The 19,938-nt window shown below is 67.2% G+C and carries 21 protein-coding genes; 14 read left to right on the top strand and 7 right to left on the bottom strand.

Annotated elements, in window-relative coordinates; translation table 11 throughout:
* Nucleotides 1-16: 16 nt before the first annotated feature.
* The 7 genes from ybeY (at nt 17) to V5D55_RS17270 (ending at nt 5,859) form a co-directional block, all read left to right on the top strand.
* On the top strand, nt 17-475 hold the full coding sequence (gene ybeY, locus V5D55_RS17300; protein WP_435745391.1) for an rRNA maturation RNase YbeY: 459 nt from the start codon (nt 17-19) through the stop codon (nt 473-475).
* Entirely contained in the window at nt 472-1,767 is a 1,296-nt protein-coding gene (locus V5D55_RS17295) for a hemolysin family protein (protein WP_435745389.1), read from the top strand. Before ybeY ends, V5D55_RS17295 begins: the two co-directional genes overlap by 4 nt.
* Entirely contained in the window at nt 1,760-2,656 is an 897-nt protein-coding gene (gene era / locus V5D55_RS17290; protein WP_435745387.1) for a GTPase Era, read from the top strand. Before V5D55_RS17295 ends, era begins: the two co-directional genes overlap by 8 nt.
* A gap of 54 nt (nt 2,657-2,710) precedes the next feature.
* On the top strand, nt 2,711-3,238 hold the full coding sequence (locus V5D55_RS17285) for an RNA polymerase sigma factor (protein ID WP_435745384.1): 528 nt from the start codon (nt 2,711-2,713) through the stop codon (nt 3,236-3,238).
* On the top strand, nt 3,231-4,205 hold the full coding sequence (locus V5D55_RS17280; RefSeq protein ID WP_435745382.1) for a hypothetical protein: 975 nt from the start codon (nt 3,231-3,233) through the stop codon (nt 4,203-4,205). The genes V5D55_RS17285 and V5D55_RS17280 overlap by 8 nt, the downstream gene beginning before the upstream one ends.
* 116 nt (nt 4,206-4,321) lie before the next feature.
* Nucleotides 4,322-4,690, top strand: coding sequence for a hypothetical protein (locus V5D55_RS17275; RefSeq protein ID WP_435745380.1), 369 nt, complete (start codon nt 4,322-4,324; stop codon nt 4,688-4,690).
* Between the two features lie 233 nt (nt 4,691-4,923).
* The gene (locus V5D55_RS17270) at nt 4,924-5,859 is read left to right on the top strand and encodes an NADP-dependent oxidoreductase (protein ID WP_435745378.1); all 936 of its coding nucleotides are present in this window, start codon (nt 4,924-4,926) and stop codon (nt 5,857-5,859) included.
* Between the two features lie 49 nt (nt 5,860-5,908).
* Here the strand turns inward: V5D55_RS17270 and V5D55_RS17265 are convergent, their stop codons facing one another.
* Both V5D55_RS17265 and V5D55_RS17260 read right to left on the bottom strand, forming a co-directional pair.
* Nucleotides 5,909-6,403 carry a hypothetical protein gene (locus V5D55_RS17265; RefSeq protein ID WP_435745375.1) on the bottom strand — a complete coding sequence of 165 codons (495 nt, stop codon included), beginning with the start codon at nt 6,401-6,403 and terminating at the stop codon, nt 5,909-5,911.
* 57 nt (nt 6,404-6,460) lie between these two features.
* Complete coding sequence (locus V5D55_RS17260) at nt 6,461-7,108, bottom strand: hypothetical protein (protein WP_435745373.1); 648 nt, start codon at nt 7,106-7,108, stop codon at nt 6,461-6,463.
* Nucleotides 7,109-7,302: 194 nt separating this feature from the next.
* Here V5D55_RS17260 and leuA point away from each other — a divergent pair, with 194 nt between their 5' ends.
* Nucleotides 7,303-9,057 carry a 2-isopropylmalate synthase gene (leuA, locus tag V5D55_RS17255; protein WP_435745371.1) on the top strand — a complete coding sequence of 585 codons (1,755 nt, stop codon included), beginning with the start codon at nt 7,303-7,305 and terminating at the stop codon, nt 9,055-9,057.
* 77 nt (nt 9,058-9,134) lie between these two features.
* Here the strand turns inward: leuA and V5D55_RS17250 are convergent, their stop codons facing one another.
* Nucleotides 9,135-9,827 (bottom strand): trimeric intracellular cation channel family protein, encoded by a 693-nt coding sequence (locus V5D55_RS17250; protein ID WP_435745368.1) that lies wholly within the window; start codon nt 9,825-9,827, stop codon nt 9,135-9,137.
* Nucleotides 9,828-9,861: 34 nt separating this feature from the next.
* Here V5D55_RS17250 and recO point away from each other — a divergent pair, with 34 nt between their 5' ends.
* Nucleotides 9,862-10,605, top strand: coding sequence for a DNA repair protein RecO (gene recO / locus V5D55_RS17245; RefSeq protein WP_307373588.1), 744 nt, complete (start codon nt 9,862-9,864; stop codon nt 10,603-10,605).
* Nucleotides 10,602-11,402: an isoprenyl transferase gene (locus V5D55_RS17240; protein ID WP_435745365.1), complete on the top strand. Its 801-nt coding sequence runs from the start codon at nt 10,602-10,604 to the stop codon at nt 11,400-11,402. Before recO ends, V5D55_RS17240 begins: the two co-directional genes overlap by 4 nt.
* On the opposite strand, the gene V5D55_RS17235 is transcribed toward V5D55_RS17240, so the two are convergent.
* Together V5D55_RS17235 and V5D55_RS17230 are read right to left on the bottom strand one after the other, a co-directional pair.
* Complete coding sequence (locus V5D55_RS17235; RefSeq protein WP_435745363.1) at nt 11,345-11,953, bottom strand: AAA family ATPase; 609 nt, start codon at nt 11,951-11,953, stop codon at nt 11,345-11,347. The two genes, V5D55_RS17240 and V5D55_RS17235, sit on opposite strands and share 58 nt — an antisense overlap.
* A gap of 305 nt (nt 11,954-12,258) precedes the next feature.
* Nucleotides 12,259-12,555 (bottom strand): GIY-YIG nuclease family protein, encoded by a 297-nt coding sequence (locus V5D55_RS17230; protein ID WP_435745361.1) that lies wholly within the window; start codon nt 12,553-12,555, stop codon nt 12,259-12,261.
* A gap of 276 nt (nt 12,556-12,831) precedes the next feature.
* Here V5D55_RS17230 and V5D55_RS17225 point away from each other — a divergent pair, with 276 nt between their 5' ends.
* On the top strand, nt 12,832-13,506 hold the full coding sequence (locus V5D55_RS17225) for a DsbA family oxidoreductase (protein ID WP_435745359.1): 675 nt from the start codon (nt 12,832-12,834) through the stop codon (nt 13,504-13,506).
* Nucleotides 13,507-13,575: 69 nt separating this feature from the next.
* Here V5D55_RS17225 and V5D55_RS17220 read toward each other — a convergent pair whose 3' ends face one another.
* Nucleotides 13,576-14,805: a metallophosphoesterase family protein gene (locus tag V5D55_RS17220; protein ID WP_435745357.1), complete on the bottom strand. Its 1,230-nt coding sequence runs from the start codon at nt 14,803-14,805 to the stop codon at nt 13,576-13,578.
* A gap of 153 nt (nt 14,806-14,958) precedes the next feature.
* On the bottom strand, nt 14,959-15,450 hold the full coding sequence (locus V5D55_RS17215) for a glutathione peroxidase (RefSeq protein ID WP_435745355.1): 492 nt from the start codon (nt 15,448-15,450) through the stop codon (nt 14,959-14,961).
* Nucleotides 15,451-15,510: 60 nt separating this feature from the next.
* Here V5D55_RS17215 and dusB point away from each other — a divergent pair, with 60 nt between their 5' ends.
* From dusB to dnaG, 3 genes are read left to right on the top strand one after another with little or no spacing between them, the layout of a single operon-like run.
* On the top strand, nt 15,511-16,665 hold the full coding sequence (gene dusB / locus V5D55_RS17210) for a tRNA dihydrouridine synthase DusB (protein WP_435745352.1): 1,155 nt from the start codon (nt 15,511-15,513) through the stop codon (nt 16,663-16,665).
* Nucleotides 16,655-18,040 (top strand): deoxyguanosinetriphosphate triphosphohydrolase, encoded by a 1,386-nt coding sequence (locus tag V5D55_RS17205; protein WP_435745350.1) that lies wholly within the window; start codon nt 16,655-16,657, stop codon nt 18,038-18,040. The genes dusB and V5D55_RS17205 overlap by 11 nt, the downstream gene beginning before the upstream one ends.
* Nucleotides 18,040-19,905 carry a DNA primase gene (gene dnaG, locus V5D55_RS17200; RefSeq protein ID WP_435745347.1) on the top strand — a complete coding sequence of 622 codons (1,866 nt, stop codon included), beginning with the start codon at nt 18,040-18,042 and terminating at the stop codon, nt 19,903-19,905. Before V5D55_RS17205 ends, dnaG begins: the two co-directional genes overlap by 1 nt.
* Nucleotides 19,906-19,938 lie beyond the last annotated feature (33 nt).

Genomic DNA, 19,938 nt, shown 5'->3' with positions numbered 1-19,938 from the left:
TGAAACGAGCACAGGCATGATCGAGATCAACAACGAGTCGGCCATCGAGGTCGACGAGACCGTGCTGCAGCGGCTGACCGACTTCAACCTCGAGCAGCTGCACGTCAGCCCCGACGCCGAGGTGGCGATCGTCCTCGTCGACGAAGGCGCCATGGAGGCGCTGCACGTGCAGTGGATGGACGAGCCGGGTCCGACCGACGTCCTGAGCTTCCCCATGGACGAGTTGCGTCCCGGCAGCGAGGACCGCCCGACCGCGCCCGGCCTGCTGGGAGACATCGTGCTGTGCCCGCAGGTCGCCGAGACGCAGGCGCAGGCGGCAGGGCACGGCCTGATGGATGAGCTGATCCTGCTCACCACGCACGGACTGCTCCACCTCCTCGGCTTCGATCACGCAGAGCCCGATGAGGAGCGTGAGATGTTCGGGCTGCAGAAGGAACTCATCCAGGGCTTCGCTGCGGCTGAACGCCGACGATGACAGCGACTCTCCTGCTCATCGCCGCCGTGCTGTTGGTGGCGTTCGGCGGTCTGATGTCGGCGATCGACGCCGCCTACGGTGTCGCGTCTCGTGCCAACCTCGCCGACATGGCGACTGGAGGACGGCGGGCCAAGGCTCTCGGCCGTATCGCCGCCGACCTCGACGCACACGTCAACGCGGTCGCGTTCATCCGTGTCCTCGCCGAGGTCACAGCCGCGGTCATCGTGACGGTGGCGTTCACGATCCTCATCGAGAACAACTGGTGGGCGATGCTCGCCGCCGCGCTCCTGATGACCGCCATCACCTTCGTGCTCGTGGGCGCGAGCCCGCGCTCGTTCGGCCGACAGCATGCCGAGGGCATGATCCGCGGTACCGCGTCGATCGTGCGCGGACTGCGCATCTTCCTCGGTCCGATCGCCCAGGGACTCGTCCTGCTCGGCAACCGCGTCACACCCGGTACCGGGCGCAGCTCCTTCGCCAGTGAAGACCAGCTGCTCAGCATGGTCGACGAAGCAGCATCCAACGATCTCATCGAGGAAGATGACCGCGATCTGATCCACTCGGTCTTCGACTTCACCGACCAGTTCGTGCGCGCCGTGATGGTGCCGCGCACCGAGATGGTCACGGTCGACGCGACCTCCACCACCGACGAGGCGATGTCGCTCTTCCTGAACCGCGGTGTCTCGCGGATGCCGGTCGTGGACGACGATGCCGATGATGTCGTCGGCGTGCTCTATCTCAAGGACTTGGTGCAGTTCGCGTACCGCGACGACAGCGCCTGGCGGGCCGCATCCATCCGCCCGATCGCGAGACGCGCCACGTTCGTGCCGGAGTCGATGCGCGCGGAGACGCTGCTGCAGCAGATGAAGCGCGACGCGGTGCACGTCTGCCTGGTGATCGATGAGCATGGCGGGATCTCCGGACTCGTCACGCTGGAAGACCTGATCGAGGAACTCGTGGGGGAGATCTCCGACGAGTACGATCAGGTGTCCGCGGAGTTCGTCGATCTCGGTCACGGCCGCTATCGGGTGAGCGCCCGGCTCTCGCTGGAAGATGTGGGCGACCTGTTCGGCCTCGAACTCGAAGATGAAGACGTCGACTCGATCGGTGGACTGCTCGGCAAGGCTCTGGGTCAGGTGCCGCAGCCCGGGGCGACCGCCACTGTGGCGGGTCTTTCGCTCACCGGCGGGGCTTCGCGTGGTCGAGGTCGCGGAATCGCCACGGTTTTCGTGGAACGTACGACAACGGAGCCCGATGCTTCGGACGACGAAGGAGAACGACGCGATGACTGAGCAGACGAGAAGCGGGTTCGTGACCTTCGTAGGGCGTCCCAACGTGGGGAAGTCCACGCTGACGAACGCGCTGGTCGGCGAGAAGATCGCGATCACCAGTGAGAAGCCCCAGACGACGCGACGCGCCATCCGCGGCATCGTGAATCGTCCAGAGGGTCAGCTCGTGATCGTGGACACGCCGGGAATCCACAAGCCCCGCACACTCCTGGGCGAGCGGTTGAACGACCTGGTCGACCAGGTGCTCGGCGACGTCGATGTGATCGGGTTCTGCGTGCCGGCGACCGAGAAGGTCGGTCCGGGAGATCGCCGTATCGCCGCATCTCTCGACGGCTACGCACGTGCGAAGAAGATCGCGATCGTCACCAAGACCGATGCGGCGGGGCGCGACGAGATCACGGAGAGGCTGCTCGAGGTCGATGCGCTCCGTGAGGACTGGGCGGCGGTCATCCCGCTCTCGGCGCTCACGCGCGACCAGCTCGAAGTGCTCGCCGATGAGGTGCTGAACCTGATGCCGAAGGGCCCGGCCCTGTATCCCGAGGGCATCACCACCGACGAGTCGCAGGAAGACCGGATTGCGGAGATGATCCGCGAGGCGGCGCTGGACGGCGTGCGCGACGAGCTGCCGCACTCGATCGCGGTCGTGATCGATGACATCGCGCCGCGCGAGGGCACCGACCTCACGGACGTGCACGCGTCGATCGTCGTAGAGCGCGACAGCCAGAAGGCGATCATCATCGGGCACAAGGGCAAGCGTCTCAGTGACGTCGGCGCCCGTGCCCGCGTGGGAATCGAGAAGCTTCTCGGCACCCGGGTGTTCCTGGGACTGCACGTGAAGGTCGCGAAGGAATGGCAGCGCGATCCGAAGCAGCTGGGCAGACTCGGATTCTGAGATGCATTCCCGTGACACGTCGATGGCGGCGGGCAGACCGCCGACCCCGCCGATATGAGCGGGCGCAGCGAAGACCCGAACACGCTGCGCGATGAGGTCTTCACACAGCTCTTCGACGCCCACTGGGCGGCCGTCCGGCACCACATCGAGTGCGTCGTCGCCGACGACACCGAGGTGACCGAGATCGTCTCGGAGGTGTTCCTGCTGGCGTGGTCGAGGCTCAAACCGAGTCGTCCGATGAGCCGCGTGTGGCTTCTGCGTGCGGCGGAACGGCGCCTCCGCGCGCGGCCAGGACCGGCTCTGACCCTGCACTCGGCGCTGGATGCCGTCCACGCCGGCGTCTCGGGTCAGCCGGATCCTCCCGGTCGAGTCGCGCGCGCTGAGGTCATCCGCGCTTTGGGTGTCCTCACCCCGCGTGAGCGGCGTATCATCATGCTGACGTACTGGGATGGGCTCGCGGTGGGGGAGATCGCGGAACTGTTGCGCGGCTCCGAGTCCCGGGTACGCAAGACGCTGGGGCGTGCGCAGCTTCGTCTGCGCACGGAGCTGAACCTGAAGGGGGTGGTTTCCGGTGATGAATGAGAACGCCGTGCTCGATCGAGCATTGAGCGATGCCGATCCGGCGCGCACCCCGCGTGACGCGGCCCCGGATGCCCGGGCGATCGCCGTCCGCGATCGTATTCTGCGCGACACCAAGGCGCCGCGGCGCCACCACCGTCGTGCATGGACGCTGGGATGGGCGTCGGGCATCGCCGCCGCCGCCGCGGCTGTGGCCATCGCGTTCGTTACGCTGACACCGCAGGAAGCGGCGGTTGCAGGTTCGCCTCTGCCATTGGACTTCACCGAACAGGGCACGGTCGTGGAGATCGTCGATGCGGCGCGCGCTGATCTTGCCGCGGGCGGAGGTCCGGCCGAGCCCGAGCGAATCTCGCGGACTGCCGGATGGTTTTACTCGGCCGACGCGGGCAACGTGGGTGCGAAGATCGTGCCGCAGTTCTCGACATTCGTCTGGAATGCTGACCTCTCCGGACACACGACCATCATGGAGGGGATTCCCTACGACCCCGCTGACGCGACCGCCAACAATCGGGGTGAGGTGATGAGCAGCGGTCGAATCGTTGACGAGATCGTACAAGGGCCCGGTGAGTTCACGACCGAGGTTCCCGACGCTCCAGGCGACTCGGCCGCGGACGTGCGGGCCATGCTCGAGGCGTTCGGTATGCCCGCGGATCCGACGGCGTTCGATGTGGTCCGGGCGGCCTCGACTGCTTTCGGCGAATGGACCCTGACGAACGATCAGCATGCCCAGATCCTCGCGCTCGTCGAAGACGCCGGCGATGCCGAGCCTCTCGGAGAGTCGACCGATCGGCTCGGCAGACCCGTCGCAGGACTGCGAATGCTCGACCCAGAGAATGTCGTGAGCGAGGTCCTGTTGATCTCGACGGAGACCGGTCGTATCACAGGGGTGGAGGAGACCGCCTTGGTCGACGACGGCTTCGCTCCTGCTGGCGCCATCACCGGATATCGCATGTGGGACGTGAAGGAGTGATACGCGCGAAAAAAGGGTCTGTCGCGCGGACGACGCTTCTGGTCTGCATGTCTTTGGTGCTGGTATCACTCCCGACCGCGACAGTGGCCGATTCTGGTGAGGGGAGTCTGGACCCCGTGATGGCGGAACTCCTGGGTGAGGTTCCTGGCGGCGTCGTCATCAACGACTCCCGGGCAGTATGGCCGGATCTGGGAATGGAACTGACCATCCCCGGAGTGCAGGGCGTGGCAGCGAGATCCGTGGGGTCGTGCAACACGGGGAAGATCTGCGCGTACGACGACACGAACCGTAAGGGGCGACTGCTCACCTGGAGCATCTGCGGGACAATACTTGTTCCCGCTGCCTTCGCTGTCGAGTCTGCCGCGAATGCTCGAACCTCCGGTTCTGTTCGGCTCCGCAACGGCACCAGCGTGGTCGAGACGATCGCCGCGAACAGCTGGTCGAACGTCTCCGGCGCTGTCACCAGCCTTCTCTGCGTGCTTTGATGCACGGACCTGTTTCTCGGGGGGATATTGGTATCGATTCCGCGAGAACAAGCGTGGCGCTGGTCGCGCGAGTCCCTCGGACTCAGGTCGCGGATCATGTTCTCGGGAGCATCCGGCCCGCCACGGATTACTGGTCATCGGTGACGTAGTCGATTCGTCCGCGAAGTCATTGACGCCTGTCGCGGACCCGCAGCTGGAGGCGATACATTTCGACTATTGAGGAGGAGATGAACGTGGCTCAGCAGTGGATAGCGACATCATCGGGCACACCGGAGGACTGGCAGTTCGTCGCCCGTGATACACCCGCACCGAGCACCGGCGAGGTGACGATCCGCGTGCACGCCGCCGGCGTCAACCCGGCGGATGCCAAGCATGTCGCCGCCGAGCGGCCAGGAGTCGAGTTCCCGGTGCCCATCGGCTACGAGGTGTCGGGAGAGCTCACTGCGATCGGACCCGACACGGTCATCGGCTCGGGCCGCGCTGACGTCGGAGACGAGGTGATCGCCTTCCGCGTGCGGGGCGGCTATGCGACCGAGCTGACAGTGCCCGCCGAGAAGGTGTTCGCGAAGCCGACGACTCTCAGCCACCCCGAGGCAGCGAACCTGCTGCTCGTGGGGACGACCGCTGCCGAGATGCTCGCGGTGACCGCCGCTGCCGCCGGCGAGACGATTCTGTTGCACGGGGCCTCCGGCGCGGTCGGGGTGAGCGTGCTGCAGCAGGCTCGACGGCGCGGCATCCGCGTGATCGGCACAGCGAGCGAGGGCCGGTTCGAGGAGGTCGCGCGGTTCGGCGGCATTCCGGTGCGCTACGGCGCGGGTCTCGCCGAGCGAGTGCGCGAGGTGGCCGGCGGGTCGATCGCCGCCGCGCTCGACACGGTCGGGACCGATGAGGCGGTAGATGTGTCAGTCGAGCTCGTCGAAGACCGTGGGCGGATCGTCACGATCGCGGCCTTCGGGCGCGTAGAGGCGGCCGGGATCCTCGCCATCGCGGGATCCATGCCCGCCAGCACGCGTTTCCGTGACGGAGTCCGTGGTGAGCTGACCGCTCTGGCGCAGAACGGCGACCTGGTCGTCCCCGTCGCGCGCACCTTCTCGCTCGATCAGGCTCCGGAGGCGCATCGCCTCCTGTCGTCCGGCCACCCCGGCGGCAAACTCGCGCTGATCCCGTAGACCTGATCTGCGCTGAATAGAGCACGAAGGTCCCTCCGGAGGAGCGCGCTCAGCCGCCAGAGAACCGGACGATCGCGAACGCGAGGCTCAAGCCGGCCAGGAGGAGAACCCACGCCGCGAACACGAGCACCACCGCGCGCGCGTGACGCTCAGCGAGAGACCCGACATAGATCTCTCCACCGTTGATCCTCAACCGCTGAGCGGCCAGCGCGATGAGTCGGCGGCGGAAGAGCAGGACGCTGAGACCGACGATCGTGAGCACACCGGATACGACAGCGGGACCGACGACTTCCCACGCCGCGGGCACCACATCGCGCGGCTCCCGCTGCGCGCCGCCGACGACGATCCAGATGCTGAACGCCACGATGAGGGCGCAGGTCACTCGCATCGACTGCCATCGGGCAGAGGCGTTCACGTCCGCGCCTCTGTGCGCACTGATCACGTGGCTGCCCGCGACGATGAAGTCGGTGAAGTGCCGAGGAAAGGCGACTCCGAGCAGACCGATAACGCCGAAGAACCCGCTCAGCAGAAACTCCACTCTCATTCGGGCGCTCTCCGTCTCGCATTCACGACCTCATCGTCGCACGGCGCGGCTCCGTGCTCAGTCGGTTTCCCACAGCGCCGACTGAACGAACACCACGCCCTTGCCGTACTCGGCATCCACGGCATCCTGGATCGTGCCGTCGTCCCAGGCGACCTCCAGCCAGACGTATCCGCGATCGACCCCCACTGTGAGGGCGTCGGCGCCGAGCCGGGCGGAGATGTCGTCCTGCACGCGCGTGAGCTCTGCCTCAGAGGTCTTGCCCTCGACACCACCCGACGGATCCTCCGGGGCGACCGGGTCGAACAGCGCGAGCATGATGGGCGGATCGGTGTTGGTGTACCGCTCGCCGTCGTAGGTGCCGTAGACCGCGTAGGTACCCCAGGTGACATCGCCGCTGGTCTCGCTGCCGTCGACGCCGTCCCACGTCCAGTCGTCCAGAGGGAGGCCTGCGCACTGCGGAGGGTAGGACTCCATGATCGCTCCCAGGCAGAACTTCACCTCGCCACCGTCGTCGAGAACAGTGCCTGTCCCGATGACGCGCCCCTCCGGCAGGCCGGGATGCGCGTTCTCCAGACGCTGGTCCGATGGAACGGTCGTGCTGGTCGGCGCGGGGGCGCTCCCCGGCCCCGACGCGCACGCGCTCAACACGAGGAGACCGGCGAAGGATGCCGCGGCGAGAACCAGGCGGCGCTGCGATGTGCTCATACCCGACAGTGTCGCGGGCTCCCGGATCGTCTCAAAGTCGTTCGAAGCGCGCGCAGCAACCCTGCTAGCATGACGACATGCCTTTCGGCGGTCTGCTTCTTCTTAGCTGCCGCGACGAGTCCTAAGAGCTAGGGCCTTCCTCGTCGCGGCGCTTGTGTTGGCCCGTACATCTTGACGAAGAGAAGAAGCCCATCATGCAGAACACTCAGCGCCCGTCTGCGATGCCGATCCACAAGTATCGGCCGTACCACGAGCAGATCAACGTCCACCTGCCGGACCGCACCTGGCCCGACGCCCGCATCACCGAGGCACCCCGCTGGTGCGCGGTCGATCTCCGTGACGGCAACCAGGCCCTCATCGACCCGATGTCGCCCGAGCGCAAGCGCGTCATGTTCGAGCTGCTCGTCAGCATGGGCTACAAGGAGATCGAGGTCGGATTCCCCTCGGCGAGCCAGACGGACTTCGACTTCGTCCGCCAGCTCATCGAAGAGAACCTGATTCCCGACGACGTCACCATCCAGGTGCTGACGCAGGCGCGCGAGCACCTCATCGAGCGCACGTACGAGTCGATCGCCGGCGCCAAGCAGGCCATCGTGCACCTGTACAACTCGACCAGCGTGTTGCAGCGCGAGGTGGTCTTCCGCACCGACAAGCAGGGCATCATCGACATCGCGCTCGAAGGCGCCCGCCTGTGCCGGAAGTTCGAGAAGACGATTCCCGACACGAAGGTCTACTACGAGTACTCGCCGGAGAGCTACACCGGCACCGAGCTCGAGTTCGCCGTCGACGTCTGCAACCAGGTGATCGAGGTGTTCGAGCCGACACCCGACCGCAAGGTGATCATCAACCTGCCGGCGACGGTCGAGATGGCTTCGCCGAATGTCTACGCGGACTCCATCGAGTGGATGAGTCGACACCTCGCTCACCGCGAGAACGTGATCCTGTCGCTGCATCCGCACAACGATCGCGGCACCGCGATCGCGGCGGCAGAGCTCGGCTACATGGCCGGCGCCGACCGCATCGAAGGCTGCCTCTTCGGCAACGGCGAGCGCACCGGCAATGTCGACATCGTCGCGCTGGGCATCAACCTGTTCACGCAGGGCATCGACCCGCAGATCGACTTCAGTGACGTCGACCAGGTGAAGCGCACGGTCGAGTACTGCAACCAGCTGCCGGTGCCCGAGCGCAGCCCCTGGGCCGGAGACCTCGTCTTCACCGCGTTCAGCGGATCGCATCAGGATGCGATCAAGAAGGGCTTCGAGGCGATGGCTGCGAAGGCCGAGGCTGAGGGCGTCACGGTCGATGACATCGAGTGGGCCGTGCCATACCTGCCGGTCGACCCGAAGGACCTGGGCCGCTCGTACGAGGCCGTCATCCGGGTCAACTCGCAGTCGGGCAAGGGCGGGGTCGCATACCTGCTGAAGTCCGACCACGCGATCGACCTTCCACGCAAGCTGCAGATCGAGTTCTCGGGTGTGGTGCAGGCGAAGACGGATGCCGAGGGCGGCGAGGTCACGTCCGACCAGATCTGGTCGATCTTCAACGACGAGTACCTCCCTGCCGACGACGCCACCGCCAAGTGGGGCCGGTTCGAGCTGCTCGCGACGCAGACCCGCAGCGACATGTCGGGCGAGGTCGTGCTCGACGTCGTGCTGCGCGACGACGAGCAGCAGCTCGCGGTCGCGGGCTCCGGCAACGGACCGGTCGCCGCGTTCGTCGAGGTGCTGCGGGCGCAGGGCTTCGACATCACGGTCTACGACTACGTCGAGCACGCTCTCAGCGCCGGCGGCGACGCGCAGGCTGCGGCCTACGTCGAGCTGCAGGTCGGCGACCAGCGCCTCTGGGGCGTCGGCATCGACGGCGACATCTCGACCGCGTCGCTCAAGGCGATCGTGTCGGGCGTGAACCGCTCGATCCGCACCCGCGAGCAGGAGCTGGCTGCGGTCTGATCGACCCACGAGGCCCTTCGTCTCGCTGCGCTCGCTCAGGGACCGGGCAGCGACGAGACGAAGGGCCTCTTGCGTGCTCAGTCGCGTGGCTTGACGATCGCGATCGTACCGGTCTCGGCGGCGACCTTCCGCCGGTAGATGCGGCGCTGTTCCGGCAGCGAGACGTCGAAGCTCACCGCGAGCACCCGGATGACGGCGGTCACGACGATGCCGAGGATCGCGGCGAGCGTGATCGACATGCCGAATCCGTTCGCGATCACGATGAACGCGCAGCCCACGCCGGCCGCGACCGCGTACAGCGACCCGACGTGCATGATGGCGGTCGGCAATCCCATCAGCATGTCGCGCAGAACGCTGCCGCCCACGGCCGCGCAGACGCCGATGAACACGGCGGGAACGGGTGGGATGCCGAACGCGATCGCCTTGCTCGTGCCGAAGGCGCCGAACATACCGATCACCGCAGCGTCCAGCACCACGATGACGGTGTTGAGCCGGGTGAAGAGTCCCGCGAGCAGCATGCCCAGCAGCGCCGCTCCGGTGGCGGTGACCAGATACCAGTTGTTCTGCAGCGTCGCGGGCGTCTGACCGAGCAGGATGTCGCGGATGAGACCGCCGCCCATGCCGATCATGATGCCGATGATCGCGACACCGAGCCAGTCGAGCCGACGCTGGCCCTGGAAACCCGAGGCGAACAGCGCGCCCTGCACCCCGCCGAGGCCGACGCCGAGAAGGTCCGCCCAGAGCGGAATGGTGAAGAGCGGTTCGGTCACGCCTCCATTCTCTCGCACGGAGGATAATCGAAGCGTGCCCACCTACCGAGATGAAGTGGTGATCCTGCGCACCCACAAGCTGGGTGAGGCCGATCGCATCGTCACCATGCTCTCTCGCCGGCACGGCAAGGTCAGGGCGGTGGCGAAGGGTGTGCGGCGCACGTCGTCGAAGTTCGGGTCGCGCCTCGAGCCGTTCATGGTCGCCGACGTGCAGCTGTATCAGGGCCGTTCGCTCGACATCGTGCAGCAGGCCGAGTCGCTCGGCTCATACGGCACCGACATCGCCGCGCACTACGACCGCTTCACCTCGGCGAATGCGATGGTCGAGACAGCCGATCGCCTGAGCGATTCGGAGGCGACGCCCGACCAGTACCTGCTTCTCGTGGGTGGCCTGAGGGCGCTCTCCCGAGGCGAACACGTGCCGCGCAGCATCCTGGACTCCTATCTCCTCCGCGTGATGTCGCTGTCGGGGTGGGCCCCGTCGCTCGACGACTGCGCGCGCTGCGGTACGCCGGGCCCGCACTCGACCTTCGTCGTGCAGCTCGGTGGACTGGTGTGCCCGAACTGCTCGCCAGCGGGCAGCCCGCGGGTGGCCGAGAAGACGCTCGCGCTGCTGCGAGCCCTTATCGCCGGGGACTGGGAGCTCATCGACGCCGCGTCCCCGGTCGAGACGGCGGCGGCGTCCGGACTCGTCGGCGCGTACGCCCAGTGGCATCTGGAGCGCGGCATCCGCTCGCTCTCCCACGTTTCCGACATCCGAGGAGAACAAGCACGGTGAGCCCCAAGCCCTACACGCACAAGGACGCCGTGGCCTACCGCCCGCTCGACTGGACGGGTGCGCATCCGCCGGCCTTCCGGGCCGTGCCCGAGCACGTGGCGATCGTCATGGACGGCAACGGCCGCTGGGCCAACCGGCGCGGCCTCAACCGGGTCGAGGGCCACAAAGCAGGCGAGGAGGTGCTCCTGGATGTCGTCGCCGGAGCGATCCAGGCCGGAGTGAAGCACCTCTCGGTGTATGCATTCTCCACCGAGAACTGGGCGCGATCCCCGGAGGAGGTGCGCTTCCTGATGGGGTACAACCGCGACGTCCTGCACCGGCGGCGCGATCAGCTCAACGAGTGGGGCGTGCGGGTGCGGTGGGCCGGCCGCAAGCCGCGGCTATGGGGGAGCGTCATCAAGGAGCTGCAGTACGCCGAGCAGCTCACGCGCGACAACGACGTGCTCACCCTCACCATGTGCGTCAATTACGGCGGACGCGTCGAACTCGTCGATGCGATGCGGGCGATCGCCGCCGATGTCGCCGCGGGACGCATCAAGCCGAACGCGATCAGCGAGAAGATGATCCGCCGCAACCTCTACGTCCCGGACATGCCCGACGTGGATCTCTTCGTGCGCAGCTCGGGCGAGCAGCGCACCTCGAACTTCTTGCTGTGGGAGTCGGCATACGCCGAGATGGTCTTCCTCGACACGCTGTGGCCCGACTTCTCCCGTGAGGAGCTGTGGCGCGCGATCGAGATCTACCTGTCCCGAGATCGTCGTTTCGGCGGAGCGATCGACTCACCGACTGGTTCCTGAGCCCGGAGCCAGGCTTCGGTCTGCTGAGGGTGACGCAAGCGCACGACGGCGAGGTGCGGAAAGCGTTCGACGACTTCCGGCATCCGTTCGTCCCACTTGTGGAGCGTGTCCGTCTGCCAGCGGAGGATGTTCTCCTCCGGATCTCCGCGCAACATCCGCCAGATCGGCTTCTCGACGTTGCCGTTCCACAGCGGAGTGCGCAGGATGCCGCGGCTGAGCGTGCGGCGCAGCAGGCGTGTGCGCACCACACGGTAGGGATAGTCGAGCCAGACGACGAGCTGCGCGCGCGGAGCGAGGATCTCGTCGGTGCCCTTGCTCGTGTACTGCCACTCGGTGACCCAGCGATCTTCCGCGGCGAACGACCGCACATCGTCGAGGAACTCCGGTCGCGGCGTCCATTTCGGCCCGTGGAACAGTGCATCGATCTCGACGTGCCGCAGGCCCCAGGCCTCGCCGATGCGCGCTGCCAGCGTCGTCTTCCCTGATCCGGTGACCCCGGCGATGAGCACCCGTTCCGGCCGGACGGGGAGCGGATCGTCGGCGGAGAGCATCCGGAAATCCTACCCACCGAGCACGCCCTTCGTCTCGCTGCGCGGTTCCTGAGCGCCCTTCGTCTCGCTTCGCGGTTCCTGAGCGAGGAGCGAAGCGACGAGACGAAGGGCGCTCAGGAACCGGGGTGCGAGAGCGCTCAGGAACCGGGGGTGTGAGAGCGCTCAGGAACCGGGGGTGTGAGAGCGCTCAGGAACCGGGGTGGGGTGTGAGAGCGCTCAGGAACCGGGGTGGGGTGTGAGAGCGCTCAGGAACCGGGGTGGGGAGAACTTTCGGTTCCTGAGCGAGCGCAGCGAGACGAAGGACGTCAGCCGGCGTCCGGTTCCTGTCGCTGTCGTTTGCTCCAGCCGGGGAGTTCGTCGTAGCGGCCCTCGATCAGCAGTATCTTCTTGGCTCGCGACCATCCATGGATGCGTCGTTCCCAGCCGAACGCTTCATCCATTCGGGCGAACTCGCTGCTCCAGACGAGTTCGACGGGACGTCGACGTCTCGTGTAATCCCCGCCCTCGCCGAACTGGTGCTGGGCGAGACGGAACTCGAGGTCGACGGTGCTTCCCGTATAGAAGCTTCCGTCTCGGCATTTCAGGATGTAGACGTACGGCATGACGTGACCGTAGCGAAACGGCGCTGCGGTGCGGAGACGTTCTCCACAGGCTCTCCTGGGCGCCCTTCGTCTCGCTGCGCGGTTCCTGAGCGCCCTTCGTCTCGCTGCGCGGTTCCTGAGCGAGGAGCGAAGCGACGAGACGAAGGGCGCTCAGGAACCGGGGGGGTGTGAGAGCGCTCAGGAACCGGGGTGCGAGAGCGCTCAGGAACCGGGGTGTGAGAGCGCTCAGGAATCGCGGTCGGAATAGGGTGGGGAATCATGCGGTTGGATGAAGGTGTGAGCGAACCCATCTCTATCGACATCTGGTCCGACATCGCCTGCCCGTGGTGCTATATCGGCAAGCGCAACCTGGAGAAGGGGCTGGAAGCCGTCTCCACCGACGAGGATGCCCCCGAGGTCACCGTCACCTTCCACTCCTTCGAACTCTCGCCCGACACTCCTGTCGACTTCGACGGCGACGAGATCGACTTCCTGGCCGGTCACAAGGGAATGCCGCGTGACCAGGTCGAGCAGATGCTCTCGAACGTGACGGGCGTCGCGGCGAACGCCGGACTCGAGTACCGCTTCGACCTGCTCCAGCACACCAACACGGTGAAGGCGCACGAGCTGCTGCACTTCGCCAAGGCCGAGGGCCTGCAGCACGCGATGGAGGAGCGCCTGATGTCGGCGTACTTCACTGAGGGCAAGCACGTCGGCCGCATCGACGACCTCGTCGAGCTCGCGGTCGAGGTCGGACTGGATGCCGACGGCGCACGCGAAGCGCTCGAGAGTGAGACTTATCTCCCCGCCGTCCGTCAGGATCAGGCGCAGGCCCGCGCCTACGGAATCCAGGGCGTGCCGTTCTTCGTCATCGACGGTCAGTACGGCATCAGCGGCGCTCAGCCGCCCGCGGCTTTCGAGAACGTGCTGCGCGACCTCTGGGCCAAGCGAGACGAGACTGTCGAAGCCTGACGCGCGACGACGGATGCGATGCGGCAGGGTCCTGTGAGGACCCCGCCGCATCTCCGTGTGCGCTGACTGTCAGACGCGTTGCTGCCGCGGCGCGAGCGGCAGCGGCTGCATGGGCTGGTCGTTCGCGGTGAGGTCGATGCCGAGGTCGCGAGCGTAGACCACACGCGTCGCGATCGATACATCTTCCCCCGACTCGGTGAGCTCGAAGACGCGGCCTCCGCGCAGACGGTTGCGCTGGTCGCCGTCGAGACCGTATGCCCCGAAACCGGTGCCGGGCGCGTAGCCGAGGAGGACGCCGTAGTAGTCGCCGACGTAGTCGTTGACGTGATCGTGGCCCACGAACACGCCCTTCACGTCGCCGCGCTCGACGATCGCGTTGTACATGCCCGAGTTGAACGGACCGGGGCACTCGTCCTCGTTCCGCTCACCGACGATGCCGTGGCGCGCCTTGCCTCGGGCCGCATCGGCCTCGGTGCGCGTGTCGACACCGCCCCACCACATGAAGCGGTGCTCCCAGAGTGCGATGTGGAGGAACATGAGGCCGGGCACCTTGCGTCCGCGGCGCTTCTCGAGCTGCTGCGACTGCTCGCGGTACCAGGCGACCTGATCCATGCGGAGCCAGTCCCAGGTCGGGTAGCCGTCGAAGTTCTGGCCGGCGATCGCGTCAGGCGCATAGCGCCCGGCATCCATCAACCACAGCGCGAACGCCTCGCGCTTCTTCTTCGACGACGAGGCGATCGAGACGATGGTGTTGCTGGTGCCTGTGACTCCCCGGGTGCTCTCGGCGTTCACGTTGTACTCGTATGAGCGGTAGATCTTCAGCATCCCCGCCTCGTCGACACCCGACTGGGGGAGCGAGTCCTCGTCGTGGTTGCCGTAGGTGACGGCCCAGGGGATGCGACGCGACTCCATGGGCCACACCACATTGTTGATGGCCTGCTTGACCGCGAGCCGCGTCTCGCACCCACCGGTGATGACGTCGCCGTTGATGACCACGAAGTCCGGCTTCTCCTGGTCGAGCACCTTCCCCATCAGTTCGACGGTGCGGCGGTCGGTGAGCTCGTCGTCCTGCGTGTCGTTGAACTGCACCACCTTGAAGGAACCATCGGCGCGGAACCTCAGGTGCGACGCTGCCGGGCGCGGGCCGCTCGACACGGATGCGGCGGATGCCGCCGACGATGGCGCTGCGGACGATTCGGCGGCGGCCGGGTCCGCGCTGAGGGGAAGGGCGGTCCCGAGAGCGCCGAGCGCTCCCGCGGTGAGGACGGTTCGCCGGCTGATCGGCAGTCGGTCGGACATGGGTGGTCTCCTTCGTCTTACGGGCGATATCGCCGCGGTGAGACTAGGTCGGCCAGGTGGCGTCCGACTGACGCGCGAGTGAACGAAGCCGCGAGAATCCCGCCTCGGAGCAGAGGATGCGGTTTACGCGCGGGTGAACGAGAGTGCTGCCCGTCAGCGCTTCAGGGCCGACTCGATCGCGCTGACGATCTCCGGAGCGTCGGGCTTCTGCTTCGGGCGGAAGCGCAGGACCTCGCCGTCGGGCAGCACGAGGAACTTCTCGAAGTTCCACTCGACGCGACCGGCCTTGCCGCTGGCATCCGGTGCCTCTTTCAGCGCCTTGTACAGCTCGGACGCGTTGCGGCCGTTGACCTTCACCTTCCCGTTCACCGGGAACGAGACACCGTAGGTCGTCGAGCAGAACTCGACGATCTGCTCGACGGAGCCCGGCTCCTGCAGGAACTGGTTGCTGGGGAAACCGACCACGCTGAAGCCGCGGTCGCCGTAGAGACGCTGCAGCTCCTCGAGCTGCTCGTACTGCGGGGTGAGGCCGCACTTGGAGGCCACATTCACCACCAGGACGACGTCGGCCCCGAGGTCATCGAGGGTCTTCTCGTTGCCCTGGGCATCGGTGAACGGGATCGAACGGAGCGCAGAATCGGTCATACTTCACAGCTTAGGTCGCAGCATCCGTACCGGCTCCGCGTCTGGGAGAATGGAGGGGACATGACTCTCGCTACTGCCACCGCCCGCCCCCTCCGCATCGGTCCGATCGAACTCGACGTGCCGGTCGTCCTCGCACCCATGGCGGGGATCACGAACACCGCCTTCCGGCGACTGTGCCGCGAGTACGGGGCCGGCCTCTACGTCAGCGAGATGATCACCTCGCGTGCGCTCGTCGAGCGCAACGACACCACCATGCGGCTGATCAGGCACCACGAGTCGGAGACCCCTCGCTCGATCCAGCTCTACGGCGTGGACCCGAAGACGATCGCCGAGGCCGTGCGCATCATCGTCGCCGAAGACCACGCCGACCACATCGACCTGAACTTCGGATGCCCGGTGCCCAAGGTCACCCGGCGCGGTGGGGGAGCAGCGCTCCCCTGGAAGTCGAAGCTCTTCGCCGACATCGTCGACCAGGCCGTGAAAGCCGCGGGGTCCGTCCCACTGACCGTCAAGATGCGCAAGGGGATCGACCGCGATCACCTGACCTTCATCGAGGCGGGGCGTGCCGCCGAGGATGCCGGTGCCGCCGCCGTCGCCCTGCACGCGCGCACGGCGAGCGAGTTCTACTCCGGCCACGCCGATTGGAACGCGATCGGTGAACTCAAGCAGGCCGTCACCAGCATCCCCGTGCTCGGCAACGGCGACATCTGGTCGGCGGACGACGCCGTGCGCATGATGGAGCAGACCGACTGCGACGGTGTCGTCGTCGGCCGTGGCTGCCTCGGGCGCCCGTGGCTCTTCGGTGACCTGGCGACCGCCTTCGGCGCCGAGGCGCACCCCGTCGACGCGACCCTGGGATTCGTCGCGAACGCCTTCCGCCGGCACGCTCAGCTCCTCGTCGAGTTCTTCGAGGAGGAAGACCGCGGATGCCGCGACATCCGCAAGCACGTCTCCTGGTACTTCAAGGGCTACCCGGTCGGCGGAGATATCCGCACCGGGCTCGCGACGGCCTCCAGTCTCGCCGAGATCGACGACCTGCTCGGTCAGCTCGATCACTCGGCGCCGTATCCCGGAGCGGATGCCGAGGGACAGCGCGGCCGTTCCGGCCATCCCAAGCGCACCGCGCTGCCCGACAAGTGGCTGGAATCGCGGGAGGTCGCACCGTCGGCCTCGGAGATGATGCGTGGAGCGGAGATCGAGAACAGTGGTGGCTGAACCTCAGGACCGCGCGCGGCTCGACGGATACGACGCGCGCGACGCCGAGCGCTTCTTCGCCGAGACCCATCGGTCCGAGCGCGACGACTTCGCCCGTGATCGCGCACGCGTGCTGCACTCCGCGGCCCTTCGCCGACTTGCCGCCAAGACCCAGGTGCTCAGCCCCGCGAGCACGGCGGATTTCGCCCGCAACCGGCTCACGCACTCGCTCGAGGTCGCTCAGGTCGGGCGTGAGCTCGCCACGGCACTCGGCGTGGCAGCCGACGTCGTCGACACGGCCTGCCTGAGCCATGACCTCGGTCACCCTCCGTTCGGGCACAACGGCGAACGCGCGCTCAACGAGTGGGCGGAGCACATCGGTGGGTTCGAGGGCAATGCGCAGTCGCTGCGCATCCTCACGCGTCTCGAAGCCAAGGTGCTCGACAACGACGATCACTCCGTCGGGTTGAACCTCACCCGCGCCAGCCTCGACGCGACATGCAAGTACCCGTGGACCGTCGACAGCCCGGTACCGGATCCCGGCGGGCGCCTGAAGTTCGGCGTGTACCCCGAGGATGAAGCGGTCTTCCGGTGGATGCGCGAAGGAGCCCCGGGGCGGCTGCGCTGCATCGAGGCTGAGATCATGGACCTCTCCGACGACATCGCGTACTCCGTGCACGACTTCGAGGACGCGATCGTCAACGGATACGTCGACGTGGCGCAGCTCGCCGACCCGAAGGAGCACGATGCTCTCGTCGGGCGGATCCAGCAGTGGGTGGGCTACGACTTCACCCGGGATGAGCTGGCCGATGCGCTGTACCGGCTGGCATCGCAGTCGATGTGGCTCGCCTCATTCGACCGTTCGCGCCAGGCACTCGCCCGGCTCAAGAACCTGACGAGCGATCTGATCGGCCGTTTCGCGCGCGCTGCCGTCTCGGCGACCAGGGATGCGTATGGGGGAGTGCCGCTCGTGCGCTACAACGCGCACGTCATCGTGCCGCGGGTGGTCGAAGCGGAGATCGCGGTGCTCAAAGGCATCATGGGGCAGGCGATCGTCACGATCGACGCGCGCAAGGGCGTCTACAAGGAGCAGCGACGGGTGCTGAAGCGCCTCGCCGACGTGCTTTGGTCGACCGACACGCTCTGGTCGGCCGGCGCCGAGGTCTTGGAACCCGCCTTCGCCGCCGACTTCGTCGCTGCCGTCGACGACGCGGAACGGGCTCGGGTGGTCGTCGATCAGATCGCGAGCCTGACCGACCAGAGTGCGATCGATTGGCACAATCGGCTGGTCGGGGAGATCGACCCCGCCGAGGTCGGCATCTGGACGCCTCGCCACGCCCGCCCGGGAACGCGCGCGCACGCCGAGAGGCGGCCCGTCGCCGAAGGGGCTCACTGATGCCGCGCATCCGGCAGGCAGACGTCGACGAGGTCAAGGCGCGGACCAACATCGCCGACATCGTGGGCGAGCGTGTGTCGCTGAAGTCCGCGGGCGTCGGATCGCTCAAAGGGCTGTGCCCGTTCCACGACGAGAAGAGCCCGAGCTTCCACGTACGCCAGCAGGTGGGGTACTACCACTGCTTCGGATGCGGCGAGTCGGGCGACGTCTACTCGTTCCTCCGCGAGATGGACCACGTCAGCTTCACGGAAGCCGTCGAGCGCCTGGCCGGACGGATCGGCTACACACTCCACTATGAGGACGGCGGCGCGGCCCCGGAGACGAGCGGACGCAGCAGGCTCTATGCCGCCAATACGGCAGCGGCGGAGTTCTTCCGTGCGCAGCTGCTGTCGCCGGATGCGGAGGCAGGACGCCGGTTCCTCGGCGAACGCGGCTTCGACGCGGGCGCGGCGGCGCACTTCGGAGTGGGGTTCGCCCCGCGCGGCTGGGACGGCATGCTCAAGGCCCTCACCGCACAGGGATTCACCCGAGAGGAGCTCGCCACGGCGGGGCTCGTCTCCACGGGGCAGCGCGGCGTCTACGACCGGTTCCGCGGCCGTCTGGTCTGGCCGATCCGCGACGTATCCGGGCAGACGATCGGCTTCGGTGCGCGCAAGCTCTTCGACGACGACCAGGGACCGAAGTACCTGAACACCCCAGAGACGCCGATCTACAAGAAGGCCCAGGTGCTCTATGGGCTCGATCTCGCGAAGCGCGACATCGCCCGCGGAGACCCGCGGCGAGTCGTCGTGGTCGAGGGCTACACCGACGTCATGGCGTGCCACCTTGCGGGCCTGACGACCGCGATCGCCACCTGCGGCACGGCATTCGGCACTGATCACATCAAAGTGCTGCGTCGCGTGATGGGCGACGACAACGCCTCCGGTGAGGTCGTGTTCACGTTCGACGGTGACGAGGCGGGCCAGAAGGCGGCGCTGCGCGCGTTCACGGAGGACGACCGGTTCAACGCGCAGACCTTCGTCGCCGTCGCACCCGACGGCCTCGACCCATGCGACCTGCGGCTGCAGCGCGGCGATGCCGCCGTGCGTGGGCTGATGGACGCCAAGGTGCCGATGTTCGAGTTCGCGATCGACCGCAAGATGGGCGGGTTCGACCTCTCCACGGTCGAAGGTCGTGTCGGAGCGCTCCGCGCCGCGGCACCGATCGTCGCGGAGATCCGCGACCAGCTCCTGCGCCCCGGCTACGAGCGCGTGCTGGCCCGGCGGCTCGGGATGGATCCGACCGAGGTGCGCAACGAGGTCGAACGCGCGGCGCGCGGGGCATCGCAGCACTCGTCGCGTGAGACTCCGCGTGAGACGCCGCGGATCGATCCGGCGACCGGCCTCGCCGCCGTCGTGCCGGTGACCCTCGCCAGCCTGCCCCGCACGGCAGACGTCGCCGTCGAACGCGACGCTCTGATGGGCGTGCTGCAGTACGGCCATCAGATCGACCAGACGCTGCTCGATCGGGCGCTCGGCGCTCCGTTCCGCACACCGGGACTCGATGCGGTGCGTGAGGCCGTGGCATCCGCCGCCGACCGCACCAGAGCCGGATGGGTGACGGATGCCGTCAACGGCGTTCGTGAGCCGTACCGCTCTCTGGCGGGGGAGTTGCTGATGACTCCGTTCCCGGCCAAGAATGAGGAGGGCGCCGTCGCGTCGGCGACCGATCTCGCCCGCCGGCTCATCCTGCGCCAGCTCGAGCGGGAGAAGCAGGAGCTGCTGGGCGCTGTGCAGCGCGTGCCCGCCGAATCCGACGGAGGACGTGCGCTCCGGATGCGTCTGCGCGACATCGACGCGGAGCGTCAGCGGTTCGCCGAGTCGTAACCGCGCCGCACGTCGTGCAGACGGCAGGATGGA

Source organism: Microbacterium sp. PMB16 (assembly GCF_051294855.1).
Taxonomy (GTDB): Bacteria; Actinomycetota; Actinomycetes; order Actinomycetales; family Microbacteriaceae; genus Microbacterium.
Note: the sequence above shows the minus strand (reverse complement) of the source record. Positions and strands in the feature narration are given on the sequence as shown.